Source organism: Marinobacter sp. (assembly GCF_046484525.1).
Classification (GTDB): Bacteria; Pseudomonadota; Gammaproteobacteria; order Pseudomonadales; family Oleiphilaceae; genus Marinobacter.
The window spans coordinates 1-25,008 of record NZ_JAWOIS010000060.1 but is presented as its reverse complement, the minus strand read 5'-3'; the positions used below and the strand labels follow the sequence as shown (position 1 = coordinate 25,008).

The window sequence follows — 25,008 nt, the reverse complement described above, 5'->3', positions numbered from 1 at the left end:
ATCAATTTCATCGCACGACTCTTCGATTAATTGCTTAAAGGTGGTGCCTATGGTCGGAATTTCATGAATGTCAAGAGTTACATGAGCCAAAAACTCAATTTCTTTCAATGACGGATATTTCTTCCGATATGTAGCTAAATTTGTTGAAATCCGTTCTGATGCTCTCTTTTGCCCTGATCATGGGGCTCGGTGCCGCTTACCTGGCCAGGGGCTGGGCGCTTGACCGATTTGCGACACCAACGACAGAGGATGGCGTCCCTGTGGTCGTGGCAGCTCTGCAGATTCCTTTCGGCAAGAAGGTGGAAGCCAGTGATCTGAAAGTCGCCACCATGCCGAAAGCCATGGTTCCGTCCAGTGCCCTGACGGAAGCCAAGGAGATTGAAGGATCTGTCGCCACCACAACGATCTATCCCGGCGAGATGATTCTGAAGGAGAAGGTGGCCGCCTTTGGTGGTGGTAGCGCCCTGTCTGCGGTTATTGCTCCCAACAAACGGGCTGTCACAGTCCGGGTCAATGACGTTATCGGTGTTGCCGGTTTCCTGATGCCCGGCAACCGGGTGGATATTGTCGCCGCGAAGCGAAACGGAAACCGCAACTATGAGTCACGGACGCTGCTGGAAAACGTCAAGGTGCTGGCAGTGGACCAGACTGCCTCTCCGGAAAAGGACAAGCCCGTCATTGTGCGTGCTGTCACCCTTGAGTTGGGCTCGGACGACGCCGAAGAATTGGTCAAGGCAACCCAGGAGGGCATGATCCAGCTGGCCCTGCGAAATCCTCTGGATGACAGCATGCGTCCGGCTCCTGAGCCCGAACCTGTGAAGGAGGAAGTCGTGGTCGAGGCCAAGCCGGCTCCGAAACCCGCGCCACGCCGGGTTGTCGTGACGAGTTCCCGCGTAACCATCATCCGTGGAACCGATGTCAGCACCTCGAAGGTCTCCATGTAAGACGGATTTTGATGCAGCGGTTGTCAGAGGCTGCCAACCGCACAGGAAGTAAACCAGGGAGAGAGTGACCATGACAATAAACACGAAGAAGCTGTCACTGCAGGGATGCCTGATCGGGCTGTTCCTGCTCTTGTCCGTGATCCCGGTCGCCGTGAAGGCCCAGGTAATGCTGGCAAGTGGAATGGACCGGCAAGTGGTCGAAGTGGCTCTGAACCAGTCCCAGATCCTTTATCTCGAACAGCCCGTCGCGAAGATCTCGGTCGGTAATCCCGATATTGCCGACATCCTGATCCTGCGATCCCGTCAGCTCTACGTGGTGGGCAAACAGCTTGGCTCCACCAACGTGACCCTGTGGGATAACAACAACCAGGTGGTTGCGGCCGTGGGCATTGATGTAACCCACGACCTGGAGGGCCTGAAAGCCAAACTGCATCAGGTGCTGCGCGGCGAGGAGATCGAGGTGCGGTCCTCACAGGGTGCGATTATCCTCAGTGGTGAAGTCGGCAGCTCTGCCCGAATGGCGGCCGCACTGGATCTGGCCCGGAGTTTCCAGGGCGGGGAGGACGGCAAGGTCCTGAATATGATGCAGGTGGGTGGCGCCCAGCAGGTGATGCTGGAGGTGCAGGTGGCGGAGGTCTCCCGGGACTTTCTTAAACGCATCGGTGCCAAGTTCGAGGCGATGAATGCTAACTCCCTGCTGACCATCGGTGCCGGCAATAACGGTACGGCGCTGTCACCATCATCCATCATTCCCGGTGGAAGTGCGGGCACGCTCAGCCCCTCCGGTTTACCCACTACCGACATCCTGCGTGAGCCTCTCACCTTTGAAAGTACCGGCCTGTTCGCCAGTTTCCTGGACGGGGACACCCTGTTTGACCTGGTGATCGATGCGGCCCAGGAAAATAACCTGGCCAAGGTTCTGGCCGAGCCGACGCTCACTACCCTGACGGGCCAGGAAGCCACTTTCCACGCCGGCGGGGAATTCCCGATTCCCGTGGGCAGCGGGCAGGACGACGGCGTCAAGATTGAGTTCAAGGAGTTCGGGATCAGTCTTGGATTCCTGCCCACCGTGCTCGACTCCGGGATGATCAGCCTCAAGCTGAACATCAAGGTCAGCGAGCTCAGCAATCAGAACTCCATTGTGCTCGAGGTGCCCGATACCGCCGCCACCTTCTTTATTAACGCGCTTACCAGTCGCAGTGCTTCCTCGACGGTTGAACTGGCGAATGGACAGACCATCGGCGTTGCTGGCCTGATCAATGAGAACCTCAGGGAACGGGTGAACAAATTTCCGGGTCTGGGCGACCTGCCGATTCTTGGCAACCTGTTCCGCAGCCAGGAATACGTGAAGGGCAAGACTGAGCTGGTGATCCTGGTTACGCCTCACTTTGCCAAGCCGGTGGATCGCAAGCAGTTCAGCCTGCCCACAGACTATTTTGTGGAGCCCTCGGATCTCGAGTTCTACCTCCTGGGTTACATGGAAGGCAGGCGTAAACCCGGTGCCGAGTCAGCGCCCGGGCAACAAGGCAGCGTGAAAGGACAATTCGGACACGAACTCTGAGGTGGAAGTCATGGACGCATACAACCGCACATTCAAAACCATAATGACAGGACTGGCGACGGGGCTGCTTCTGGCAGGGTGCGCATCACCCAGCTCGGAAGACCAATTCGGTAATTCCGTCCGCCAGATGATTGCGGCCCAGAAGTACGTGCCGCCCGGGCAGGAACCGCCCGAGCTGCCGGTGCTGGATGGCCGCAAGGCCGAGGCCGGGTACAACAGCTACGTCAAGGATACCGGCAAGCCCGAAAGACTGGGGCCGGATATGAGTGGCGGCGTTGGCATGGGCCTTCAACGCTGACAGGGAGGATGGACCATGGACGCGGTTGACAAGGCAAGGAACTCTCAGCAAGGCGCTATCCTGCCCCTGGTCGCCATCTCCCTGGTGGTCATACTGGGCATGGCGGCTCTGGCGCTTGATATCAGCAACGCTCATCTGGAGAAGACGCGGCTTCAGAACGCTCTGGACGCCGCCGCGCTCAGTGCCGCCAAGGTTCTGGACCAGACCGGTAATACGGCGCTGGCGGACGCTGCCGGGCATACTACTTTTGCCGCCAATACGGCGGCTCCGGGCAATGCCGGCCTGGGTGAAGCCTCGGCCAGCGGCAATCTCACGCTGGTACTGGAATTTTCCAATACGCTGAATCCCTTTGTACCGGGAACGACACCGGCACAGTACGTTCGCGCCCGGGTCGACAACTATGACGTGGCCGAATGGTTTGCACCGGTGCTTGGAATCAATGATCTGGCGATAGCAGGTACCGCCGTCGCCGGGCCCAGCCCGACCATCAAGACCGCCTGCAACGTGGTACCCATGATGGCTTGCGGAACCCCGGGTGAAGATAACTACGGCTATTCCCGGGGTGAGGTGGAGCAGCTGAAAATCGGCTCCGGTACAAGTTCCGAGGTCGGTAACGGCAACTTCTATCTGATTCGCCTTGATGGAAGCACGGGTGGGGCGGATGTTCGGGAGGCCGCAGCGGGCAAGTTCGACGCATGTCTGGATACCGGCGGTGACGGGGATATCGAAACGGAGCCCGGTAATACTGTCGGTCCGTTCGCCCAGGGGATTAACACCCGGCTTGGTATTTACAACGGACCGGTGAGCGCAGATGACTACCCGCCGGATTGGTTCACCGACCACGCTCCCTATGACGAGGACGATTACGTCGCCGGGACTGTCCCGGACTATGACCTCGACTGGTACCTGAATCAGTACGAGAACGTGAACCCGGATGCACCACCCACTGGGGTTCCGGGTCGCCGGATCCTGACCATGCCCGTGGGCAACTGTGACGGCCTGGCCAACGGACAGAGCTCAGTAGAGCTACTCGGCTTCAGCTGCTTCTACATGATCGACAGAATGAACCAGGCGGGCCAGGCGGTGTTCTATGGTCAGTTCAAGGATGACTGTGGTGGCAGTGGCGTACCCGGGCCGGATCCCGGTGCAGGGCCGGGCCCCCGGATTATCCAGTTATACAAGGACCCGGATACCTTCGATAGCTGAGAAGGTATCCAGAGCCGGAGGGAAGTGACGACATGGACGCACCGAGCAAAACCGGAAAAAAACAGAAGGGTATTGCCACCCTGGAGTTCTGGCTGACCGCTCCGTTTCTGTTGCTGGTCGTGTTTGCGGTGAGTGAATTGGGTTGGGCGTTCAGCCAGTATCACACTATGACCCGGGCAGCACGGGACGGCGCAAGGTACATGTCGTCACATGCATTGCTTGGCATGGGGATTGTTTTTCTGGACAGTAACCGGGTTCAGGAAACCAGCAACCTCGTGGTTTATGGCAACACCCTGGGCGCCGGGGAACCTCTGCTACCCGGGTGGTCCACCGGCGATATTACGGTCACCAAGCCTGATGCCACCCACATTTCGGTAAGCGCCACTTACAACTACATCCCGCTGATCGGACAGATTCCCGCTTTCTACGGGGGAGAGCCGATCAGCATGGCCTTTGTAATGCAGAGCACTGTGCAGATGAGGGCGCTATGAAGATCAAAAAGCAGTCGGGATTGCATACGGTGGAGTTTGCGGTTGTCGGGGCGATGTTTTTCATCCTGTTGTTCGCCAGCATCGAGTTCGGCCGGCTGATGTTTGTCTGGAACACGCTGGATGAGATGAGCCGTCGCGCCGCCCGGGTAGCCGTGGTCTGTCCCATTGAGCACAGTGCCATTCGCAGGGTTGCCATGTTCGATGAACCGGGTACCGCCGGCGAGAGCCCCATACTCAAGGGCCTTATGGAATCGCATATCTCCATCGACTATCTCACCTCCACTGGCGGTGTTATGGCCGACCCGGCGGGCAATTATCTCGACATTGCCTTTATTCGCAGTGAAGTGAGCGGTTTTCAGCACCAACTGATCATTCCGTTCTTTTTCCAGACTTTCGAGCTGCCACCCTTCGTGACGGTGCTGCCGCGCGAGAGCCTCGGTGTATCGCGCGAAGGAACCGGCTGTTTCGGGACGATCAGTTGAATCAGCAAGGAAGGGCGAAGCCATGAAAGCACGTATTACCGTTTTGATTGCCGGGCGCAATGCCCAGGAATTGCAGGAGCTTGAAGACATGCTCGGCGACCAGCCGGGCCTTGCCCTTAGCAAACGCCTCATGACCAACGGACATTCTGATCCGCTCTATAACGTCAGGGAACTGCCGGATGCGCTGATCTTCTGCACCACTTCGGCCTGGGAAGACGAACTCCGATCCCTGGACGATCGCCCAGTCACCAGCCGGGTGCCAACCGTGGTGACCGGTCCGGAAAACATGACGATCATGCGCACCGCCATGCGAGTGGGCGCGCGGGACTACTTCAGCTTTCCGGCACCCAAGCAGGAGGTTCTGGAATCCCTGGTCCGGATAGCCGCCGAACTGGCGCCGGATTCGGATTCAAAGGGTGGCATGTTTGCCGTAATCAATGCCAAAGGCGGGTCCGGAGCCAGCACCATTGCCGCGTCCCTGGCCCACAGTCTGGCGGAGCGGATCGAGCAACGGGTGGCCCTGCTGGATATGGATCTGCAATTCGGCAACCTGGCGTCGGCCTTTGATCTGCACGAGGGCGGTGGGTTGGTGGACGCCATCCTGCGAGCCGACAACATGGACCTGATGGCGCTCGAGGGCCACATGCTCAAGCACAAGAGCGGCCTGCATCTGCTGGGTAATAGCTCGGATCAGCTTGTTGTGCCAGGCGACATCGATGAGGGCCAGCTGCAGAAACTACTGGCGTTGCTGCGCACCGGCTATGACCACACTGTGGTTGACTTGCCGCGCCAGATCGACAGCGTGACCGGAATGTTGCTGGAATCCGCAGACCGGGTGCTGCTGGTGCTCCAGCAGAGCATCTCCCACGTTCAGGATGCCCGCCGTTTACTTCATTATCTGACCCGCTACATGGGCGTGCCGGCCGACAGGATCGGAATTGTGGTGAACCGTTGGGACAAGAAGTTGGCACTCACCGCCGGTGATATCGAAAAGGCCCTGGGCATCGGGGACATGACCTTTATTCCCAATGATTACGCCAAAGTGGCGGAGAGCTCGAACCTGGGTGTACCACTGCTTGAGGCGGCACCTACTTCCCCGGTCAGCCGGAGCATGGTCCGGATGGCGGAAGTACTGAGCGGCAAGAAAGTGGTTCCACAGTCCGGCCTGGGCCGGATGTGGCGGAAACTGGCAGGAGCCTGAGGAGAGTGTCATGGAACTGAACCGACTGAACGAATTTGGCAAGGGCGAGCCGGAGCCACCCCTGGCGCACAACAGTAGCGGCCCGTCACTGGCCCGCCGGGCCGAGGAAGAGCAGGAGCGGGCCTGGAAGCAGAAAATCCACCAGAAGCTTATGAAGGTTCTGGACCTGTCGCTCCTGGGTACCCTGGGTAAAGATGAGGCAGAGCGCCAGTTACAGGAAATTGGCCAGCGGTTGATGTCAGAGGAGTCCATTCCGCTTTCGCTGACTGCCCGCCAGCACATCATCCGTCAGATCCAGGACGACATCCTCGGCCTGGGTCCACTTGAGCCGCTTCTGGCTGACAAGTCCATTGCCGATATCCTGGTGAACGGCCATGACAGCATCTATGTCGAGCGCAACGGCAAGCTGGAAAAGGTGGATGTGAGTTTCCACAGCGATACCCACCTGCTGAATATCATTGATCGTATTGTTTCCAGCGTTGGGCGGCGGATTGATGAGTCCTCGCCGATGGTGGATGCCCGCCTGAAAGATGGTTCCCGGGTCAATGCCATCATTCCACCGCTGGCGGTGGACGGACCGCTGCTGTCCATTCGCCGTTTCTCCATCGGTCGCCTGTCCATGGAGGCGTTGATGGAGAAGGGCACCCTGACCGCGCCCATTGCCGGCCTGCTGGAAAGCATTGTGCGGGGGCGGTTGAACGTTCTGATTTCCGGTGGCACCGGCTCCGGTAAGACCACGTTGCTGAATGTTCTGTCGGGATTCGTTCCGGATAACGAACGGATCGTGACCATCGAGGATTCGGCGGAACTTCAGCTTCAGCAGCCCCATGTGGTCCGACTGGAGACCCGGCCACCGAACATCGAGAACAAGGGCGAAGTCACTCAGCGGGACCTGGTCCGGAACAGCCTGCGGATGCGCCCGGACCGGATCATCGTGGGCGAGGTCCGCGGTGCTGAGGCTCTCGACATGCTACAGGCCATGAATACCGGCCACGACGGCTCCATGACCACGTTGCACGCCAACGCGCCCCGGGATGCCCTGACCAGGATCGAGAACATGGTGTCCATGACCGGCACCACCATGCCGGTCAAGGCAATCCGTTCGCAGGTGGCATCCGCCATTGATGTGGTGCTCCAGGTGGAGCGCCAGGAGGACGGAACCCGTCGCCTGGTCAGTGTGCAGGAGATCAACGGCATGGAAGGGGATGTGATCACCATGTCCGAGCTGTTCAACTTCCGGCGCGTGGGCCGGGATGAGGAAGGCAAGGTGATAGGTCATTACAAGGCGACCGGCATTGTCCCCCGTTTCCACGAACATCTGCACCAGCGGGGCATCGCGGTGCCCCTGTCGCTTTTCGACCCCGACTTCGAGGACTGAGCCATGGAAGCGTTGGGAGACAAACTCTGGATATTTCTGGCCCTGGTGTTCGTGGCAGTGTTTCTGCTTTCCCAGGGACTGGTGATTCCCGTTTTCGGTGAGAGCCGGGGCGCCCGAAAGCGGCTCAATGAGCGCATGCACAAAATGACCCAGGGGGAGGAGGGGCAGAAGCGACTTTCCCTCATGCAGGAGCAGTACCTCAGGGACCTGTCACCTCTGGAGAAGCGCCTGGAATCCATGCACCTGCTCCAGCCACTGGTCAGCCTGATCGCCCAGAGCGGCTACCGGACAAGGGCTTACCGGGTGTTATTACTGGCGCTTCTGCTGGCGGCTGTCGCCGCCTTCGTGGGCTTCAGCATGACCAAGGCTTGGTGGGCGCCGGTGGTGCTGTCGCCGATGGCGGCCAGCGCACCTTTCCTCTACCTGCGAAACAAACGCAGCAAGCGGATTGCCAAGATCGAGGAACAGTTGCCGGATGTGGTGGATGTCATCATCCGGGCGCTGCGGGCAGGTCACCCGTTCATTGAGGCCATCCGTCTGGTCTCTACGGAAATGCCCAGTCCGGTGAAGGAGGAATTTCAGAAAACCTTCAACGAGATCAACTACGGCGGTGATGTGCGGGCGGCATTGTTCGGTCTCCTGCAGCGGGTTCCCAGCGTGCTGGTGATGGCACTGATCACTGCTGTTCTCGTGCAGCGCGAGTCAGGCGGCAATCTTGCTGAAGTGCTGGAGAAGATCGCCGGTGTTATCAGGGGGCGTTTCCGGTTCCAGCGCCGGGTCCGCACCCTTTCGGCAGAGGGCAGGATTTCAGCCTGGGTACTGACCATGACACCGTTTGTGCTCTTTGTGCTTATCTCGCTGGTGAACCCGGACTACATGCCCATGCTTATCGAAAGTCCCCGGGGCGCCGACATTGTTCTGATAGCACTCATTCTGATTGTGATAGGCGTGTTCTGGATCAAGAAGATCCTCAATATCAAGGTGTAGGAGAAGCCAGCCATGGAATACGTAATCGGACTGCTCGATACCGTCATACAGGACCGCCAGATGGCGCAGTACGCCTTTATCGGGTTGATGGCGGTGGCGGTGTTCTGCCTTGCCCTCGCTGGCATGTACCTGCTCTCTACCATGTTCCATCCGGTGCGCAGCCGACTGCACAATGTCGTCGCTCCGGAGGCGGCTGAAGCACAACGGGAGGGTCATGTATCTTCGTTCCTGAAATCAACCGCACCCCATTTTCTGCCCAAGAAGGAAGGGGATCGTAATCGCACCCGGGGGCGACTGATACACGCCGGTTTCAGGAGCGATGGCGCCCTCGCCAACTTCTATGCGATTAAGACCTTGTTGGTCGTTGGCCTGCCATTGGCGGTTTTTTTCGGCCTGCGCTGGGTGCCCGGGCTCACCACCATCGAGGTGGTGCAGGCAGCGGCTGGTGCAATGCTGGCTGGCGCACTGGGGCCCAACTACGTACTGGCCAAGATGATCGAGCGCCGGAAGCGCCGGTTATATAACGGCTTTCCGGATGCGCTGGATCTGCTGGTGGTTTGCACCGAGGCCGGGTATGGCCTGAAGCCGGCATTACAGAGGGTTGCCGATGAGCTGGTGATCGGCCATCCCGAACTTTCCGAGGAGCTGGCCCTGGTGAACAGTGAGATGCGGGCCGGGGTGGATCGGGTCGACGCCCTGAAAAACCTGGCGGATCGCACTGGCCTGGAAGAGATCGGTGGCCTGGTGGCGTTGCTCAGTCAGAGCCTGCGTTTCGGTACCAGTATTGCGGAGTCCCTGCGGATCTATTCGGAGGAGTTCCGTGACAAGCGCATGCAACGGGCGGAAGAGGAGGCTGGCAAGGTTTCCACCAAGATGGTGTTTCCGCTGGTATTGTGCATGTTTCCGGCCTTTTTCGTGGTGGCCATTGGCCCGGCCGTTGTCGGGTTGCTGGACCACTTCCAGGTCTATTGATCTCTATAACAAGAAAGGGAGAGCTTGCCATGATTGGACAATGGACGAATGCTACGGCTGATACGAACGATCGCAATATTGCCCGGGCAGGGGCGCGAAAGCTCGCTGGTGCCGGATTGATCGCTATGTTGCTGTTCCTGAGCGGTTGCGCCAGCGGCCCGCAGGTAAAAAGCGGGAATGCCTATACAGACCTTTATGACGGCAAGTCCGAGCTCACCTTTTCCACCCTGATGCCGGTGGAGTCTGCTGAAGAGGCCATTGCCCGGGGCGATGCCGCCTATCGTCAGGGGAAACTGGATGAGGCGGTGTTCGAATACATCCGCTCCCTGGAGCTGGATCCGGAGAATGTGGATACCTTCTACAAGGTCGGCGCCATCAATCAGCACAAGGGGGCAGCGGACAAGGCGGCCTCGGCATTCCAGCTCGCCCTGCAACTGGAGCCCGACCATGCCGGTGCTCTTGAAGGCCTGGGCCTGATGCTTATGAAACAGCGGCAGCATGAGAAAGCCAAAACCCTGCTGGAACAGGCTGTGGCTGCGGATGAAAACCGCTGGCAAGCATTCAATGCCCTCGGCATCATGGCGGACCTGCGGGGCGAATTTGCCGCCGCGAGAACCTACTACGACCGGGCCCTGGCCATTTCTCCCCGCAATGCGAGACTTCACAACAACCTGGGGTACTCCTTTTACCTGATCGGTCACTGGAACCGGGCGGAGTACCAGTACCAGACCGCCCTGAACATCGATCCCGAGCATGAGCGAGCCTGGCGCAACCTCGGCCAACTCTATACCCGCCTGGAGCGATTCGATGAGGCCCTGGAGGCGCTGATAAAGGTAATGCCGGAAGCGGACGCCTGGAACACCATTGGCTATATCCTGATGAACGAAGGGAACTATCGGCAGGCGGAAGAGTACTTCAGCAAGGCCGCCAAGGCGTCACCCAGCTACCACGTGACCGCCAATGATAACCTGGCTCAGGTGCGGAGGTTGATTGCGCGGAGTGGGGATTGAGGATCTGGGAGTTGGTTTCGGTGAAGTTGGGGTCAGATGAAAAGCGCGCTTTTCATCTGACCCCGTCTTGGAAGGTACCCCGTGTGGCGCCATTGAGACCAAGTTTCCGGGCTTCCAGCCGTCTCCGGTGGCGCAGGTCCACAAAGGCGGCCACTGCCAGTAGTGCAAATCCCGCGAGTTCTGTCAGCACGTGGTAATCCACGAACAGGGCAAAGCACACGGTTGCCCCGCCAACGGTGGCCAGAAGAGCTGGCAGAGCAGAACGGTGATGCAGGAAGCCGGCAGCGATGGTTAGCCAGGCCAGCAGGGTAAAGGTGGCGATGACCAGGGACCAGGCCTGCGGCGACAACGCCAGCCGGATACCGGCCAGGGTGAGCAGGCCAGTCATGGCCACCACGCCATAACAGCTGAGCAGGGCGAGACCCAGTGCTGCCATGCCCGAAAAGCCACGGCGATGCAGTTGGCCGAGCCAGCGCGAAGGGAGACTTCGCCGGAGCCATTCCCGTAATCGCCCGGGTGGATGTTCACCCCGCCTGGCGGACACTTCCACTGATTGTGCCCCGAAGCTGCGGGCAATTTCCCGAGTTTGTGCGCTGGGACTCAAGGCAAAGTAGTCATGGCGATTCAGTACCTGAATATCCTCGAACCCGGTGTCGCCCATCATGGCCAGGAGGTCTTCCTCCACGGTGGCGCCTACCACGCACTCAACCCAGAGGCGGGGGTCACTGTCACAATCGACATTGACGGGGCGGCGGATGACCACGTCCGCAAGCTGGACCTTGCCACCGGGTTTCAGGACCCGAAACATTTCCCGAAAGGCCTGCCGTTTTGATGGCACCAGATTGATTGCTCCGTTGCTGGTGATGCTGTCCACGGATCGGTCTGCGAGTGGAATTTGCTCGGCCGAGGCCTGAACGACGCTGATATTCTGGCAGTGTCGGGCTGCATGCTGTCCGAGTTTACGGGTCATGGCAGCAGTCAGGTCCAGGGCGATGACATGCCCGGACCGACCCACCATCCGGCTCGCGATGACGCTGTCGTTACCCGCGCCGGCACCCAGGTCCAGGGTCGTATGGCCGGGCTGGAGCGCCTGCCCCCGGAAAGGCCAGCCGACACCGGCGAACGATGCGAGTGTGCTGTCGGGAAGTTCGGCAATCTGGTCTTCCGGGTAGCCCAGGCTGTGGCAGGCACCGGCACCGACCGGAAAATGATAGGGCGAGTCGGGAGCCTCGGCGACGCTGGTGTACATGTCCTGAACCGCCTCGCGAATCTGTTCTTCAGAGTAACCTAGAATCGCAACCATGGTCTTTTCCTTGTAAGTTTCGCTGCCTTGAGGCTATTGCCCGGTCAGTTCCCGGATCCGCGCCCGCAGACGTTCCGGCGCCTGCTCCGTGCCGGCTTCAGCAATACGCGCGTGCAACCGCCGCTCGAATTCAGCCCTGCTGAAACAATCGAAACAGCGTTTCAGGTGGTGATCGATCTCAGCGCGATTGGTCGCATCCAGCTCCTGGTCCAGATACTCGAACAACCGTTCAATGACATCCTCACATGAAATATCCGATGCGTTCACTGTTCGTCTCCGGCTGTTGAACGGGTCCCGTGGGTGATCAGGCCTGCATCGCGGCCCTGTTTCCAGAGCGCTTTTTGCAGCAGGCAACGTGCCCGGCTTAGCCGGGAGCGAACCGTGCCCATGGGGATGTCGAGTATCCGGGCGACCTGTTCGTAGCTATAACCCTGGATTTCAATCATCACCAGCACGATCCGGTAGGGATCTGCCAGTTCATCAACGGCCCTTTTCAGGTCCTCCTCCAGTAGGTGGTTGATAAAATCGGTTTCGGGCCGGCCCAGCCAGAGCAGAAACGGCTGGTGAAGGTTCTCGAACAGTGAGAACCGGCAATCCTCCGCCTCGTCGTCAGCATTCAGGGGAACCTCCCGGTCCTGACGGCATTGTCTCCGGCGCCTGAGACTGACAAAGGTGTTGTGCAGTATCCGGAACAACCAGCCCTCCATGTGCGAGAGATCGTCCAGTTGATCGAGCCCGCGCCAGGCCTTGCTGACGGATTCTGCCACGACATCCTCTGCTTCATCCGCATCGCGTGTCATCCGCAGAGCGGTGCCGTAGAGGCGGTCCATCAGGCGCTCTACATTTTTCCTGAACAGCCGTTGACGCTCTTCTGAAACTGTCGATTCACAACGCTGTTCCGATTCCACAGGTCTCATGGTGTTTCCCCGTTGGCGTTGTTACAGGGACGCCTCTGACAACACAAATGTTCCCGATGATTTCCCGGGAACATTCCCCTTTGCTGCCGCGTCCTTGCGATCAGCCGGGCAGGATCCCGGTGTTTCGGAAACCCTCTGCGAACCTGATAAGAGGAGGATAGACGATGGACATTATCTCAGGCACCGGTCGCTCCGGAGGCAGGCTGCTGACAACGGGCCTGCTCGCAGCCTCACTGTGCATTGGTGCCGCTGCCGGCGCCCATGCCAAGACTCCGTACAAAGGTGAGGGGCATGTCATGATCGAGCCGGCCGAGCTGAGCTGGAAGCCGGTTGGATCCATGGCAGAAGGGGCGGAAATCTCGATTCTGGAGGGCGATCTCGCCAGTGGCGATCCGTTCACGATCCGGTTGCGTTTACCGCCAAACTACAAAGTGGCTCCGCACTTTCATCCGGCCTATGAACGGGTCACCGTTTTGTCCGGGACCTTTCATTTCGCCCAGGGCGAGGAGTTTCGTCGCGATGAAGCCAGGGCCTTGCCCACAGGGAGCCTTGCAATCATGTCGCCGGGAGATCCGATGTTCGGTTATACCGGGGATGAAGGCACCGTGATCCAGTTGCATGGAAATGGCCCCTGGGGGATCGAGTATCTGAATCCGGAGGACGACCCTCGCAATTAGAAAGCCAAAGTCTGCGGCGGCCTGGCAAGTGTCGGGCTGCCGCGGTTTCATGGATGAAAGACAGGGCGCCTACTGTTTAAATTTGTAATCGTGAACGGCAACGGCCGGGGCAGGCTGTCTGCCATTACTTATATTGTGTTCAAAATATGATCAACAAATCAGAAGCTTAGGTGAAGTTTTCACGACCGGCCCGATGTAAACTTCAATGTCTCGATGTTTCCTACCGTAAACGCCACTTTCCCGACGAATTTCACCAGATAAGAAGTGAAATCGATCACATTTTGGATAAAAGCTGACGCAGTATGATTTGCCCAATTCGTCAATTAATTGGTGCAAAACGATGTCATACCGCGGCAAAAAAATATCAGTTCAGGGCTTGCTGATTGTACCTGCAGCTCTCGTTCTATCGGGCTGCTTCGAGGACATTACGGCCAGCGACAGCAACACAGTGGCACAGGCCCAGGAGCCGGCGGTCGAGGTCGCCGGTGCGGCCATGAAAGGTGTGATTCAAAAAGGAATCGTGACGGCGAACCGGTTGCTGGCGGACAAGGACGGTTATTACTCACCGGACCGGCTGGCGGCCAAACCTGTGCTGACTGCTGATGACGGCAGTTATGACCTGCGACTGCGCGGCAAGGCCGATGGCTGGGCGCTGGTTGAGCTGCAGGCGGATGGTAGTACTCGCATGATCTGCGATGTGGTTCCCCGGTGTGATCAGGCCGGTGCCGGGGCTGTCGCGTTCGGCCAGCCCATGCCGCTGGATAGCAACTTCCGTCTGCGGGGCGCTGGTGACCTGATTACGGAAACAGTGCATCTGACTCCGCTGACTCATCTGGCAGTCACCTTGGCCGAACGCAGTGCCAACGGACTCTCTCCCGAAGCCCTCTCCGGAGCCTATGAGGCTGTTGAAAGTTGGTTCGGGCTTTCCCCCGGTGCCCTTCGTCTGGCCCCGCCAGACCTGACCCGACTTGACGACCTTGGGAGTGTTTCCGCTGATGCCCTGCAGGTGTCTATCGCCAACGCCGCCTTCCTGGCCCTGGTCAATGACAGTACCCAATGGAGTACCATATCCGAGGTCTTGGAAAACATGACCATCCAGATCGCAGCCAACGGCCAGATCGAAATCATGGGCGATGGCGTCAATGTGGCGCTGGCGGATCTGGTTAGCGCCGCCGCGCTGCAGTCCTCCGAACTTCAGGCTACGGTGGAGTCGAGTGTGATCAGTCAGAAGCTGGTTATTGTTGAGTATCGTAATGTCCAGCGTTTCAAGACCATTGCTGATGTGTACTCGGACTCCGACACCGCCGTTGCGGATTCAGGAGACAGTGCAGGCAGCAACGAAGGCACAATTGACAGTGGCAGTGACACCGCCACTGGAACAACTCAGGAAGGCACTGGAGAGCAGGTTGCTGATAACACTGATACGACGGCCACCGACAGCTCCGGCGACACCGTAGCGGATACCGGAACCGATACCAGCGAGCTGCCAGCAACCGATACCGTTCAGGAGCCGACAATTCCGGCCAACGCCGCGCTTCTGAGCTGGACCGCTCCGCTGACCCGCGAGAATGGCGATAGTCTGAGTATGGGGGAGATTGCCGGTTTTGAAGTGGTCTATGGAACCAATCCAGACAGCCTCGACCAGAGCCTGGCAATCGGCGATGCGTCGGTGGATGAGCTCCTGGTGGACGAATTGACGGCTGGCACCTGGTATTTCGCCATCCGTACCCTGGATACCGATGGCAACCGCAGTCGTCTGTCCGAGGTTGTTTACAAACAGATCTGATTGGAACTGACTGGCTGCCGGGCGCCATAGAGGAGTCCGGCAGCCGGAGTTTCCAAGCCTGATTTTTTATTTCGCGCTAATGGTGGTCATCACCAATTTGCCGTCCTTGCGGACCGGACCGTCTTCCTTGGCCCCCAAGGTGTATTCGAAGGTGCCGGTTTTCATGACACCATCCTCACCGTGAATCATCAGCATGAGCATGTCGCCAGGTTTGACTTCTTCGGTCAGGATGGCGGCGACGTCCATGTTCTTGCCTTTTTTCAGGGGCGCATGGCCGACAACCGTGCCAGGCTTCATGTTTTCACCGGTGCGGTGAACCACTAACCAGCCGTTCTTTTCCGCGTTTACTTTCTTCGCAGTGACGGTGCCGGAGGCAATGCTCTGATCATCCGCCCAGACCTGGGCGCCGTCCATTTCATGGTGACCGGCGATGGCGGTGCCCGCCATCATGACGTTCTCCTTGTGCTTGGTTGTGACCCACCTGTTCAGAGGGATTCGAGATGGGTGTACATGGGCTACGGGAGAACTCGGCGGAAAGTTGCAGTCGGGGGAAAACTTTTTAGATTTGGCGGGGCCGCCATATCAGCGGGGGTAGTTGGTTTCGCGAGCACTACTGGTTTGAATAGCCCTGTCGTTTGCGCCAGCGAACCGGCGGCGAGCCGGTCCAGCGTTTGAAAGCCCGGTAGAAAGTACTTACTTCGGCGAACCCCAGGGATTCGGCTATCTCCGGCAGGGAGGTGCTGGTCTCGGCTACCGCCTGGAGTGCTTTTCGGCAACGGACTTGATCGAGCAGACCTTCGAAGCTTTGGCCCTGTTCCCGGAGCCGCCGGGCCAGGGTTCGCTCGCTGATGCCGAGTGCCTCGGCCGCATCGCCTCGGCGGGGGAGATCCGGCCCCACACGGGCGGCCAGCCATCGCTGTAATTCGGCGACCGAGGCGCTGCTCATGGTAAGAGCTGCCAGACGGGCGCTGGTGAAGCGCTCATGGACCTGTGCAAGCTGAGGGTCTGCCTGGGGCAGGGGTTGATCCAGCACGGTGTTTTCCACCAGTACGCCGCTGAACGCCTGTTCGAACGCCACTGGGCAATTGAATACCGTCTGATAGCCCTGAGCCGGTCCAAGGCGGGGCTGACTGAACTGGACCCGGGCCGGCTGCATTCGGGTTCCCGTCACCCAGCTGGCGAAGCCAACCACGGACGCAAGTACCGCCTCGATCTGGTGAGGGCTGAACGCCAGCTCACCTTGTCGGGGATGGTAGACCAGCCAGGTGGCGTTATTGCCGGCGATGATCTGGAACCGGCCGCCATCGGATATCAGCCGTTGAAAGCGCTGGACCATCACGATGGCCTCGCGCAGGGTTGCGGCGGACTGAAGTGCAAACCCCACACCGCTAATGCTCATGGGACTGAACTCCGCACCCACTTTCAGCCCGAAGCCGGGGTCTCCGGTGCAGCGTTCTGCAGCATGCCAGAGGCGGGTGATGTCATCGATCGGCCAGCGTTCCAGCTCGCAGGCGGAGGCGGGAATACCGGCTGCTGCCAGCAGGGTATCCGTATCCACAGAAAGACGCTTTGCCGCACCGATCACCGTATTCACCCAGCCAATGGAAACCGTGGCCTCTAAAGTCAATTTTTTTGGCCTCTAATATCAATTTTAAAGCCATGGTACCGGTCTATCTTTAAACCTGACAACTAATTGCTAACGGGTCGGATACACATCATGGCGAAGGTAGTTTCTTCAGACATTCTGGTGGTCGGCGGAGGCCTGGCGGGCATTGTCACCGCTCTCGAGGGTCTGCGGGCCGGGAAAACGGTTACCCTGGCGGACCGCGACACCGAAGAACGCATGGGCGGCCTGGCTCTGTGGGCCTTCGGCGGCATGATGCTGGTGGACACGCCCCTGCAAAAGCGAATGAAGATTGTGGACACGCCGGAAATCGCCCTGCGCGACTGGCTAAGCTTCGGCGAGTTGGCGCCCGATGAGGAGTGGCCACTGCAATGGGCCCGTTACTACGTGGAGCACTCCCGTCGTGAGGTGTACGACTGGCTGAGCAATGAAGGCATCAAGTTTCTTCCCGCTGTAAACTGGGTGGAGCGGGGGCGCTTTGGTGATGGCAACCGGTTGCCCCGTTATCATGTGGTCTGGGGTACCGCCCGGGAGCTGGTCCGTTGCCTGATGACGGCGCTGCAACGGGAGAACACCAGCGGCAAACTCACCCTGCTGCACCAGCACCGCATCACCGAACTGGACCACGAAGCGGGAAAAGTGAGCGGCGCCCTTGCCATCAATGAGGCCACCGGGGAGGAAGTCCGCCTGGCTGCTCCGGCCGTGGTTCTGGCCACCGGTGGCATCAACGGCAGCCACAAGGAATGCCGCGCCAACTGGCCGGTTGATCGCCCAGAACCTGCCCGCATGCTGAACGGTGCTCACCCCTACGCCGATGGCCAAATGCATCACTGGGTGGCCGACACCCTCGGTGGCCGGATTACCCACGCCGGCGAAATGTGGAATTATGCGGCAGGCTTCCCGCATCCGTACCCCCATTTTCCCGGCCATGGCCTTTCCACCATTCCCTGCAAATCGGCCCTGTGGCTGAACCATCGGGGCGAGCGGATTGGCCCGGAGCCCCTGGTCACCGGCTTCGATACTCACTGGCTGTGCCAGCGGGTGGCAGAACAGGAAAAACCCTGGACCTGGCACCTGCTGAATTGGCGCATTGCCGCCAAGGAATTTGCCATTTCCGGCGCCGAACACAACGCGCGGATTCGGGACAAACAGTTCCCCCAGTTTGTAAAAGAGCTGTTGCTGGGCAACCACGCCCTGGTGCGACAAATGCAGCACGAAAGCCGGGATTTCCTGGTGGCGGATAATCTCGGCGACCTGGCCGGCAAGATGAACGCGCTGACCTTTTCCCACGACATCAACCCGGGCACGCTCCAGGCCACCGCCGATGCCTTCGATGCCAATTTCGCCAAGGGCACCAGTCTCCATAACGATGCCCAGATCCGGATGATCCAGCACGCCCGGGAATGGAAGCCGGACCGGCTGCGCACCTGCAAGCCCGCTCCCCTGCAGAAACCGGGCGCCGGCCCCTACATCGCTATCCGCATGCAGCTGATTACCCGCAAGAGCCTGGGCGGACTGCAAACCGATCTGCAGAGCCGAATCCTCAACGCCGGGGGAACGCCTGTTGAAGGACTGTACTGTGTCGGCGAGGCCGCAGGCTTTGGTGGCGGTGGTGCTAACGGAAAACGCTCCCTGGAAGGCACCTTCCTTCCCGGGTGTATCATGACGGCCCGGGCAGCGGTACGCTCCATTGTGGCTGGAGGTTGAACGCTATGACGTTGAAGCTTACTTACCCGGCCACCGCTGAAGACTACCGTGAAAGAGCGCGTGCCCGGTTGCCCCTATTCCTGTTCGATTACCTGGATGGAGGTGCAACAGACGAACAGACCCTCCGCGCCAACGAAACCGAGTGGGACAATATAAAACTGCGCCAACGGGTATTGAAGGATGTCGATCAGGTGGATACCACAACCACTCTGGCCGGGGAGTCCTGCGCCATGCCCGTGGTTCTGGCACCGCTCGGCCTGGCCGGCATGATGGCCAGGCGCGGGGAAGTCCAGGCCGCCCGAAGCGCGGAATCCGCCGGTATTCCGTTCACCTTGTCCACCGTCGGCATCTGCCCGGTGGAAGAAGTGCAGGCCGCCGTTTCCAGGGCGGCCTGGTTCCAGCTCTACATGATTCGTGACCGGGCCCGCATTGAAGCTCTGTTGGACAAAGCCTGGGCAGCCGGTTGCCGGACACTGGTGTTTACCGTCGACTTGCCGCAGCCGGGGATGCGCCATCGCGACTTCCGCAATGGTCTCTCCAGCACTGGCGCCCGTGCGAAGGCCCTGAGGGCGGTTCAACTGCTGTCCCGCCCCGGCTGGCTGTGGGATGTGGCCGTGCGCGGTGGCCCCCTGAACTTTGGCAACCTCAGTGACGTGGTGCCGGATGCCGGGGATCTTGACGCGTTCAAGGCCTGGATTGATGCCCAGTTTGATCCCACCGTGACCTGGGCCGACATTGAATGGCTGCGTCGTCACTGGAAGGGCACCCTGCTGCTGAAGGGCATCCTGGATGGGGACGATGCCCGCCAGGCGGTGAACGTCGGGGCAGACGGGATCATCGTGTCCAACCACGGTGGCCGGCAGCTGGACGGTGTTGCCTCCGGGGCAGGCAAGCTGCCGGACATAGTGGCCGCCGTCGGTTCAGAATCGGAACTTCTCGTGGATGGCGGCGTTCGCAGCGGCGTGGATATTTTCCGTGCCTTGGCGCTCGGTGCCCGGGGTGTGATGATCGGCCGCCCCTGGGCCTGGGCACTGGCCGGCGGCGGTGAGGCCGGGCTCAACAACCTGCTGGCCAGCCTCCAGCAGGAACTGCGACTGGCCATGACCCTGACCGGCGTTACCCGAATTGCCGACATCGGCACCGACCAACTGGATAGAAACCCAAACCCCGAACCCGGAAAGCTTGGAGAACAACAATGACAAACGGCGCACAAGCCCTGATGAAAACCCTGGTGGATGCCGGTGTTGAGGTCTGCTTCAGCAACCCTGGCACCAGTGAAATGCACTTTGTCGCCGCCCTGGATGACGAGCCCAAAATGCGGGCCGTGCTTGCCCTGTTCGAGGGGGTTGCCACCGGCGCCGCGGATGGCTACGCCCGCATGGCCGACAAACCCGCGGCCACCCTGTTGCATCTGGGCTGCGGGCTCGGCAACGGCCTGGCTAACCTGCACAACGCCCGCAAGGGCAAGGTGCCGGTGCTGAACATTGTTGGCGACCACGCCACCTACCACGTGAAATACGATGCCCAGCTGCAGTCTGATATCGAGACCGTTGCCCGTAACGTTTCCCCGGGGTTTGTGCGCACTGCCAAGAGCACCGAAACCCTCTGCCAGGATGCCGCCGAAGCCATTGCAGCTGCCCGCACGGCGCCCGGGCAGGTCGCTACCCTGATATTGCCGGCCGATGTGTCCTGGGGCGAGGGTGGTGTGCCCAGCGCGCCCCTGGCGCCGCCAACACCGCAGCCGGCAGACGATCCCACGGTGGAGGCCATTGCCTCTGCCATCCGCTCCGGCAAGAAAACCGCCCTGCTGATGGGGGGCCATTCCCTGCGTGAACCGAGCATGCTCGCGGCCGCCAAACTGGCCGCACACAGCGGCGTTACCCTGCTGGCGGAAACCTTCCCGACCCGTATGGAGCGGGGCGTAGGGCTGCCTTATATCGAACGCCTGGCCTACCTGGCCGAGCTGGCCACGGTGCAGCTGACGGACATGGAACACCTGGTTCTGGTGGATGCCAAGGCACCGGTTTCCTTCTTCGCCTATCCCGGCAAGAAAAGCTACCTGGTGCCGGATACCTGCCAGGTACATACCCTGGCGGCGCCCGACCAGGACATCCTGGCCAGCCTGAACAAACTCAACGACGCCGTTGGCGCCAGCCAGGCCGAACCCAGGCTACAACCCGAGAAACGACCGGGCCGGCCAAGGGGCAAGCTGACCGCCGAGAAGGTCTGCAAAGCGGTGGGGGAACTGATGCCGGAGAACGCCATCATCGTGGACGAAGGCATCACCTCCAGCCTGATGCTCTCGGTAATGACCGCCGGCGCGCCGCGCCACGACATGATCACCCTCACCGGCGGCGCCATCGGCCAGGGCCTGCCCAATGCCGTGGGTGCCGCCGTGGCCTGCCCGGACCGCCCGGTCATCGCCCTGATCGGTGACGGAACCGCCATGTACACCATCCAGGCGCTCTGGACCATGGCCCGGGAACAGCTGAACGTAACCTCCATCATCTTCAACAACGCCTCCTACTCCGTGCTCAACATTGAACTGGAGCGGGTGGGCGCGGAAGAGGCCGGTGAGAAGGCCAAATCCCAGCTGGACCTGCGCGGCCCGGTAATCAACTTCGCGGAAATGGCCAACGGCATGGGCGTTCACGCTGTGCGGGTGCACACCGCCGAGGAAATGGCAAAAGCCCTGGAATACGCCCAGAGAATGCCGGGGCCACACCTGATTGAAGCCGTGATCCCGGAGTCCCTGAGCGGGGTGAAGCGCCGGATACTGCCGTGGATGCTGCGCTCATTGCCCAGCCTGCCGTTGTCGGTTTCCAGGGCATTGAAGCGCAAACTGGCACCCTGATAGACGCAATCAGCGCCATCAGCCCCGACGCGCCGCCTCAATGGCGGCGATGTCGATCTTGCCCATGGTCATCATGGCCTCGAAGGCCCGCTTGGCAGCGGCGGAGTCAGGATCGTTTATGGCATCGGTGAGAGCGACCGGGGTGATCTGCCACGAGATGCCCCATTTGTCTTTGCACCAGCCGCAAGCACTCTCTTCGCCGCCATTGCCAACAATCGCATTCCAGTAGCGATCCGTTTCCTCCTGGTCAGCAGTGGCCACCTGAAACGAAAAGGCCTCGTTGTGCTGGAAGGCGGGGCCGCCATTGAGGCCAAGGCAGGGAATGCCCAATACCGTGAACTCCACCGTAATGACATCGCCCTCCGAGCCTGCGGGATAGTCCGCCGGCGCACGAAGTACCCTGCCCACCGATGAATCCGGGAAGGTCTTTGCGTAAAACCGGGCGGCCTCTTCTGCTTCGCTCTCATACCAGAGACAAATGGTATTTATTGGATGCGTCATCAAGTTGATCCTCTGGCTTGGGGATTACTGACAGTGTTCTATCTGGCTGCTGATCATCCACTGGATACCGAATCGATCCGTGGTCATTCCGAAACGATGCGCCCAGAATGTTTCTGCAAACGGCATGATAATTGAACCCCCATCGGACAGGGCTTTAAAAACCCGCCCGGCCTGTTCCGGGTCGTCGTATTCAAGGTGGATCTGGGCACCCTGAGGTGGCTGGTAACAGTTGCCTGCCATATCAGCGCCCATCAGCCGGCGTCCGCGGAGATTCAGGGACGAATGCACAATTCGGTCATGCATTTCTGGTGGCACATCCTCTGCCGCCGGCGTTTCCCCGTAGGTAATCATCGATTCCAGCTTACCGGTGGTCACCTCCGAGTAGAACTCCATGGCTTCTTTGCAGGTGCCCGCAAACGCCACGTGCACATTCATCTCCCGTGGGAGGCACCCCAGGGACCGATGTTGCTCAAGTGACTGGCTGGGTTCGAAATCCTGACCTTCGGCAAAAACTCCGGCCCGGGTCATACGCTCATTGTAGTCCGCCATCGACTGCAGGAGGTCTTCCGAGGGCATTACGCCCTTCTCGGTGTCGGCATCGGCCTTTCGCATCAACATGTATTTCATCGTGTTGGTCTCCAGTGAAAAATGGATTGTTTTCACTGGTAAGTCGCGTAACGCAACTGGACATCGACACCAAGACAAAAAAATTCTTTACTGATCCTCAGTCGGCCCTCTCCAGATTCTGGAGCGCGATCGTGTATTCACCCTTCCCGGCATCAAATCCGATCCGGTAGGCCGCTGGATACCAGGCGGGATAGCTGTACCGCTGCGGCTTTTTGACCGGTGACGTCATGCCTGGAAGTGACTCAAGAAAACTCAAAGACACCATGGGCTCAACGAACATCAGCTCGCCCTTGTAATAGCCGTAGATGAAGTTGTGGCTGAACGGTTGGCCATGGAATTCATGCCCCGCAGGGTCCAGGCCGTGCATTCCCATTCGGTCCACGGCGGCATCCGGGGGGATGACATAGCCAGCCGGAACCAGTTGTGGGTCTGGCGCCGCCATGGCCAGTTCACGGCCCTCGCCATGGAAGGTTATGGCTTCACGCTCACCCCCGCTGATCAGGTAGAAATGCACGTCAAAATGGGGAACGTTGTAGACTCCTTCCGGGATATGCCCGGCCGGGTTCCAGTCCAGGACTACGTGATCGTAGCCTGTTTGCGGGCCGGCTTCCGGCATGGGTAATGAAAACTCCCAGACCATCTGGTCGGCCTGAACCGCAGGAAGTCCCTGAAGCGCATCCTTGCTCATAACGACAGACACTGATTCAGGTTCGTTCATCCCGTTGGTGGTCACTTCCACTCGCGCGGTGCCATTACCGACGGCGACCGGGGCTCCGGTGAAAACCTGTAGATCGGCAGCGGTGGCGACATTGGTGAAACCAAGGCAGGCCAGCGTAATGACGGAAAGGTTGGATCGGGACAGGCAAAGAGCAGTTTTCATCTCATCACTCCTCAATGACGGAGACCTGCGGCACTAGCCAGTTAGCCTGGTGAGTGATCGACAAGGCCGTTAAGCCATCGCCCTTCGGGCTGACTCAGAGGAGATCGGATTTGGCAGGCTGAGCTGACAGCAGTAAAACGCGCTTCCTGTCTCTGCACGCTTCTCCCTACTACCACCAGAACGGGATTTGGCTGGATTGGATTAATATATCAGTTGGCCTGGTTTTCGCCACTGAAAAGTTGTTCAGGGATGGCCTTGTCTGCCAGTGCCTCGGCAATATACCGGTAGCTTTTCTGGCCGGGGTGATAACCATCCCTGGCCAGAAGTTCAGGGTCGGTGACCACCGGGTAGTTTACGTGGCTGAAGTCTTCGGGACACTGCCATGCGACGCGAATATAGAGGCTGTCCAACTGCCGGACCCGCCAACCCACCACGTACCGAAGTGGCGAGGGCAGCGCCGTGAACAGATGCATGGGCGGTACGCTGAGAAGCAGCATGGGCCCGGAATAGCGTGGTGCGAGCAATTGGCGCAATTCCCGCAACTGACTGCGGAAACGAAAACGGGGTGTGAACCCCCTGGTGTCGTTCACCCCCCATGCTCAACAGCACCACATCCGCCTCGGGCAATTCGGCGGTGTCCAGCTCGCGAACCAAGGCCCCAAGCCGAATGCCGTCGATCCCGAACGTGTGCCAGGCAATGGTCTGGCCGGTGTGCTCGTGAATCTGCCGTGCCAACTGGCTGGCTATGCCCTGATCGTGCGTTTCAACACCGGCACCGGCCGCCGTGGACTCGCCAATCACCAGCACTCGCCTGGCGGGGGCGCCTTCACCGTATTGACCGCATGGCGAGCCCCCGGCCTCCGGCAGCCTGGGCGTTGTGCGGCGCGCCCGCTTGCCCTGGTACAGCAGTACCGGAAAGAGCAGGGCGGTGGTCAGCCAGAAAGGGAGGTGCATCGGAAGAGACTCCGGTTTTGCCGACAGATCAGTGAGCGACTGACTTGGAAAACAGATTGATCACCGCAACGCCGGTGATGATCAGCGCCATACCAATCACCAGCAGGCTGGGCCAGCGTTTGGTGAACCCTTCACTGGCTTTCAGCCCGCTGGTTGCCACCACTTCCGCAAAAATGGCAATGCCCAGAAATAACCAACTTTTCAAAGTAAATCTCCAGTACCGCAGGAAATTGGGAAGCAGACGATACCAGCCCGCAGTGCCTTCTCACAGGGTGGCTGCAGAAATGCGAAATGCACTAAGCTGGGATTGCATGCCGGAGTTATACGAACGCATTCGCAAAACTCCGGAATGCAGGATGAGAAATGAAGGTAACTATCTGATAGGGTTGGAAAGTTGGAACAGAAAGGGTGGAGTTATACGCCCACGGTGGGAGCAGGGGTGGCTCAAAAGAGGGCGTATAACTCCGGCGGTAGCCGTGGTGGTTGGTGCTCAAGAGGTTGTTTCTATTGAAGAAACTACTGTTTTCTGAGCGCATTTGAATGGAGTTTTACGAACGGGTGATATACGAACGCGTTCGTATAATTAGCTGTTAAAGCGGTGGGTGAGGGTGCAAAGTTTTCTTGCCGTTTCACCGTAGGTTATCGCCA

27 protein-coding genes are annotated in these 25,008 nt (G+C 59.5%); 17 read left to right on the top strand and 10 right to left on the bottom strand.

The window, feature by feature from the left end:
• Positions 1–143: 143 nt before the first annotated feature.
• The 11 genes from cpaB to R6W86_RS13060 all read left to right on the top strand — a co-directional run bounded on the left by cpaB (position 144) and on the right by R6W86_RS13060 (position 10,530).
• Positions 144–944 carry a Flp pilus assembly protein CpaB gene (cpaB, locus tag R6W86_RS13110; protein ID WP_410329815.1) on the top strand — a complete coding sequence of 267 codons (801 nt, stop codon included), beginning with the start codon at positions 144–146 and terminating at the stop codon, positions 942–944.
• Between the two features lie 70 nt (positions 945–1,014).
• On the top strand, positions 1,015–2,505 hold the full coding sequence (locus R6W86_RS13105) for a type II and III secretion system protein family protein (protein WP_410329814.1): 1,491 nt from the start codon (positions 1,015–1,017) through the stop codon (positions 2,503–2,505).
• A gap of 10 nt (positions 2,506–2,515) precedes the next feature.
• Positions 2,516–2,803 (top strand): hypothetical protein, encoded by a 288-nt coding sequence (locus R6W86_RS13100; RefSeq protein WP_410329813.1) that lies wholly within the window; start codon positions 2,516–2,518, stop codon positions 2,801–2,803.
• 15 nt (positions 2,804–2,818) lie between these two features.
• Entirely contained in the window at positions 2,819–4,009 is a 1,191-nt protein-coding gene (locus R6W86_RS13095) for a Tad domain-containing protein (RefSeq protein ID WP_410329812.1), read from the top strand.
• A gap of 32 nt (positions 4,010–4,041) precedes the next feature.
• Positions 4,042–4,500, top strand: a complete 459-nt coding sequence (locus tag R6W86_RS13090; RefSeq protein WP_410329811.1) for a TadE family protein — start codon at positions 4,042–4,044, stop codon at positions 4,498–4,500.
• Positions 4,497–4,982 (top strand): TadE/TadG family type IV pilus assembly protein, encoded by a 486-nt coding sequence (locus tag R6W86_RS13085; RefSeq protein WP_410329810.1) that lies wholly within the window; start codon positions 4,497–4,499, stop codon positions 4,980–4,982. Before R6W86_RS13090 ends, R6W86_RS13085 begins: the two co-directional genes overlap by 4 nt.
• A gap of 22 nt (positions 4,983–5,004) precedes the next feature.
• A complete protein-coding gene (locus tag R6W86_RS13080) occupies positions 5,005–6,183 on the top strand; it encodes a CpaE family protein (protein ID WP_410329809.1) in 1,179 nt (392 codons plus the stop codon).
• Between the two features lie 10 nt (positions 6,184–6,193).
• Positions 6,194–7,561, top strand: coding sequence for a CpaF family protein (locus R6W86_RS13075; RefSeq protein WP_410329808.1), 1,368 nt, complete (start codon positions 6,194–6,196; stop codon positions 7,559–7,561).
• A gap of 3 nt (positions 7,562–7,564) precedes the next feature.
• The gene (locus R6W86_RS13070; RefSeq protein ID WP_410329807.1) at positions 7,565–8,548 is read left to right on the top strand and encodes a type II secretion system F family protein; all 984 of its coding nucleotides are present in this window, start codon (positions 7,565–7,567) and stop codon (positions 8,546–8,548) included.
• 12 nt (positions 8,549–8,560) lie between these two features.
• Positions 8,561–9,520, top strand: coding sequence for a type II secretion system F family protein (locus tag R6W86_RS13065; protein WP_410329806.1), 960 nt, complete (start codon positions 8,561–8,563; stop codon positions 9,518–9,520).
• Positions 9,521–9,549: 29 nt separating this feature from the next.
• Positions 9,550–10,530 (top strand): tetratricopeptide repeat protein, encoded by a 981-nt coding sequence (locus R6W86_RS13060; RefSeq protein WP_410329805.1) that lies wholly within the window; start codon positions 9,550–9,552, stop codon positions 10,528–10,530.
• Between the two features lie 52 nt (positions 10,531–10,582).
• Here R6W86_RS13060 and R6W86_RS13055 read toward each other — a convergent pair whose 3' ends face one another.
• From R6W86_RS13055 to R6W86_RS13045, 3 genes are read right to left on the bottom strand one after another with little or no spacing between them, the layout of a single operon-like run.
• Positions 10,583–11,833, bottom strand: coding sequence for a MerC family mercury resistance protein (locus R6W86_RS13055; protein WP_410329804.1), 1,251 nt, complete (start codon positions 11,831–11,833; stop codon positions 10,583–10,585).
• Between the two features lie 33 nt (positions 11,834–11,866).
• On the bottom strand, positions 11,867–12,100 hold the full coding sequence (gene rsrA, locus R6W86_RS13050; RefSeq protein WP_410329803.1) for a mycothiol system anti-sigma-R factor: 234 nt from the start codon (positions 12,098–12,100) through the stop codon (positions 11,867–11,869).
• Positions 12,097–12,750: an RNA polymerase sigma factor gene (locus tag R6W86_RS13045; RefSeq protein ID WP_410329802.1), complete on the bottom strand. Its 654-nt coding sequence runs from the start codon at positions 12,748–12,750 to the stop codon at positions 12,097–12,099. The genes rsrA and R6W86_RS13045 overlap by 4 nt, the downstream gene beginning before the upstream one ends.
• A gap of 164 nt (positions 12,751–12,914) precedes the next feature.
• Here R6W86_RS13045 and R6W86_RS13040 point away from each other — a divergent pair, with 164 nt between their 5' ends.
• Positions 12,915–13,427 carry a cupin domain-containing protein gene (locus R6W86_RS13040; protein ID WP_410329801.1) on the top strand — a complete coding sequence of 171 codons (513 nt, stop codon included), beginning with the start codon at positions 12,915–12,917 and terminating at the stop codon, positions 13,425–13,427.
• Positions 13,428–13,803: 376 nt separating this feature from the next.
• Positions 13,804–15,213 (top strand): hypothetical protein, encoded by a 1,410-nt coding sequence (locus R6W86_RS13035; protein WP_410329800.1) that lies wholly within the window; start codon positions 13,804–13,806, stop codon positions 15,211–15,213.
• 66 nt (positions 15,214–15,279) lie between these two features.
• Here the strand turns inward: R6W86_RS13035 and R6W86_RS13030 are convergent, their stop codons facing one another.
• Positions 15,280–15,663 carry a hypothetical protein gene (locus R6W86_RS13030; protein WP_410329799.1) on the bottom strand — a complete coding sequence of 128 codons (384 nt, stop codon included), beginning with the start codon at positions 15,661–15,663 and terminating at the stop codon, positions 15,280–15,282.
• A gap of 160 nt (positions 15,664–15,823) precedes the next feature.
• Positions 15,824–16,840 carry an AraC family transcriptional regulator gene (locus R6W86_RS13025; RefSeq protein WP_410329798.1) on the bottom strand — a complete coding sequence of 339 codons (1,017 nt, stop codon included), beginning with the start codon at positions 16,838–16,840 and terminating at the stop codon, positions 15,824–15,826.
• Between the two features lie 90 nt (positions 16,841–16,930).
• Between R6W86_RS13025 and R6W86_RS13020 the strand changes: the two genes are divergently transcribed.
• From R6W86_RS13020 to R6W86_RS13010, 3 genes are read left to right on the top strand one after another with little or no spacing between them, the layout of a single operon-like run.
• Positions 16,931–18,544, top strand: a complete 1,614-nt coding sequence (locus R6W86_RS13020; RefSeq protein ID WP_410329797.1) for an FAD-dependent oxidoreductase — start codon at positions 16,931–16,933, stop codon at positions 18,542–18,544.
• A 5-nt stretch (positions 18,545–18,549) separates the two neighbouring features.
• A complete protein-coding gene (locus R6W86_RS13015) occupies positions 18,550–19,743 on the top strand; it encodes an L-lactate dehydrogenase (protein ID WP_410329796.1) in 1,194 nt (397 codons plus the stop codon).
• A complete protein-coding gene (locus tag R6W86_RS13010) occupies positions 19,740–21,398 on the top strand; it encodes an acetolactate synthase large subunit (protein ID WP_410329795.1) in 1,659 nt (552 codons plus the stop codon). The genes R6W86_RS13015 and R6W86_RS13010 overlap by 4 nt, the downstream gene beginning before the upstream one ends.
• A gap of 18 nt (positions 21,399–21,416) precedes the next feature.
• On the opposite strand, the gene R6W86_RS13005 is transcribed toward R6W86_RS13010, so the two are convergent.
• From R6W86_RS13005 to R6W86_RS12990, 4 genes are all read right to left on the bottom strand, one after another.
• Entirely contained in the window at positions 21,417–21,899 is a 483-nt protein-coding gene (locus R6W86_RS13005) for a VOC family protein (protein WP_410329794.1), read from the bottom strand.
• A gap of 24 nt (positions 21,900–21,923) precedes the next feature.
• Positions 21,924–22,526 (bottom strand): VOC family protein, encoded by a 603-nt coding sequence (locus R6W86_RS13000; RefSeq protein WP_410329793.1) that lies wholly within the window; start codon positions 22,524–22,526, stop codon positions 21,924–21,926.
• Positions 22,527–22,623: 97 nt separating this feature from the next.
• Positions 22,624–23,406, bottom strand: coding sequence for a DUF5602 domain-containing protein (locus R6W86_RS12995; protein ID WP_410329792.1), 783 nt, complete (start codon positions 23,404–23,406; stop codon positions 22,624–22,626).
• Between the two features lie 209 nt (positions 23,407–23,615).
• The gene (locus R6W86_RS12990) at positions 23,616–23,996 is read right to left on the bottom strand and encodes a hypothetical protein (protein ID WP_410329791.1); all 381 of its coding nucleotides are present in this window, start codon (positions 23,994–23,996) and stop codon (positions 23,616–23,618) included.
• Between R6W86_RS12990 and R6W86_RS12985 the strand changes: the two genes are divergently transcribed.
• Entirely contained in the window at positions 23,986–24,420 is a 435-nt protein-coding gene (locus tag R6W86_RS12985; RefSeq protein ID WP_410329790.1) for a hypothetical protein, read from the top strand. The genes R6W86_RS12990 and R6W86_RS12985 overlap by 11 nt on opposite strands.
• Here R6W86_RS12985 and R6W86_RS12980 read toward each other — a convergent pair.
• Positions 24,389–24,565 (bottom strand): SMR family transporter, encoded by a 177-nt coding sequence (locus tag R6W86_RS12980; protein WP_410329789.1) that lies wholly within the window; start codon positions 24,563–24,565, stop codon positions 24,389–24,391. The two genes, R6W86_RS12985 and R6W86_RS12980, sit on opposite strands and share 32 nt — an antisense overlap.
• Positions 24,566–25,008 lie beyond the last annotated feature (443 nt).

Bases quoted from the DNA above. Each gene is read 5' to 3' on its own strand.
- R6W86_RS13040 (WP_410329801.1), top strand. From the start codon at position 12,915: ATGGACATTATCTCAGGCACCGGTCGCTCCGGAGGCAGGCTGCTGACA.
- R6W86_RS12995 (WP_410329792.1), bottom strand. From the start codon at position 23,406: ATGAAAACTGCTCTTTGCCTGTCCCGATCCAACCTTTCCGTCATTACG.
- R6W86_RS13075 (WP_410329808.1), top strand. From the start codon at position 6,194: ATGGAACTGAACCGACTGAACGAATTTGGCAAGGGCGAGCCGGAGCCA.
- R6W86_RS13070 (WP_410329807.1), top strand. From the start codon at position 7,565: ATGGAAGCGTTGGGAGACAAACTCTGGATATTTCTGGCCCTGGTGTTC.
- R6W86_RS13005 (WP_410329794.1), bottom strand. From the start codon at position 21,899: ATGACGCATCCAATAAATACCATTTGTCTCTGGTATGAGAGCGAAGCA.
- R6W86_RS13055 (WP_410329804.1), bottom strand. From the start codon at position 11,833: ATGGTTGCGATTCTAGGTTACTCTGAAGAACAGATTCGCGAGGCGGTT.
- R6W86_RS13045 (WP_410329802.1), bottom strand. From the start codon at position 12,750: ATGAGACCTGTGGAATCGGAACAGCGTTGTGAATCGACAGTTTCAGAA.
- R6W86_RS13105 (WP_410329814.1), top strand. From the start codon at position 1,015: ATGACAATAAACACGAAGAAGCTGTCACTGCAGGGATGCCTGATCGGG.
- R6W86_RS13065 (WP_410329806.1), top strand. From the start codon at position 8,561: ATGGAATACGTAATCGGACTGCTCGATACCGTCATACAGGACCGCCAG.
- R6W86_RS13090 (WP_410329811.1), top strand. From the start codon at position 4,042: ATGGACGCACCGAGCAAAACCGGAAAAAAACAGAAGGGTATTGCCACC.
- R6W86_RS13020 (WP_410329797.1), top strand. From the start codon at position 16,931: ATGGCGAAGGTAGTTTCTTCAGACATTCTGGTGGTCGGCGGAGGCCTG.
- R6W86_RS13100 (WP_410329813.1), top strand. From the start codon at position 2,516: ATGGACGCATACAACCGCACATTCAAAACCATAATGACAGGACTGGCG.
- R6W86_RS13085 (WP_410329810.1), top strand. From the start codon at position 4,497: ATGAAGATCAAAAAGCAGTCGGGATTGCATACGGTGGAGTTTGCGGTT.
- R6W86_RS13060 (WP_410329805.1), top strand. From the start codon at position 9,550: ATGATTGGACAATGGACGAATGCTACGGCTGATACGAACGATCGCAAT.
- R6W86_RS13000 (WP_410329793.1), bottom strand. From the start codon at position 22,526: ATGAAATACATGTTGATGCGAAAGGCCGATGCCGACACCGAGAAGGGC.
- R6W86_RS13095 (WP_410329812.1), top strand. From the start codon at position 2,819: ATGGACGCGGTTGACAAGGCAAGGAACTCTCAGCAAGGCGCTATCCTG.
- R6W86_RS13080 (WP_410329809.1), top strand. From the start codon at position 5,005: ATGAAAGCACGTATTACCGTTTTGATTGCCGGGCGCAATGCCCAGGAA.
- R6W86_RS13015 (WP_410329796.1), top strand. From the start codon at position 18,550: ATGACGTTGAAGCTTACTTACCCGGCCACCGCTGAAGACTACCGTGAA.
- R6W86_RS13030 (WP_410329799.1), bottom strand. From the start codon at position 15,663: ATGATGGCGGGCACCGCCATCGCCGGTCACCATGAAATGGACGGCGCC.
- R6W86_RS13010 (WP_410329795.1), top strand. From the start codon at position 19,740: ATGACAAACGGCGCACAAGCCCTGATGAAAACCCTGGTGGATGCCGGT.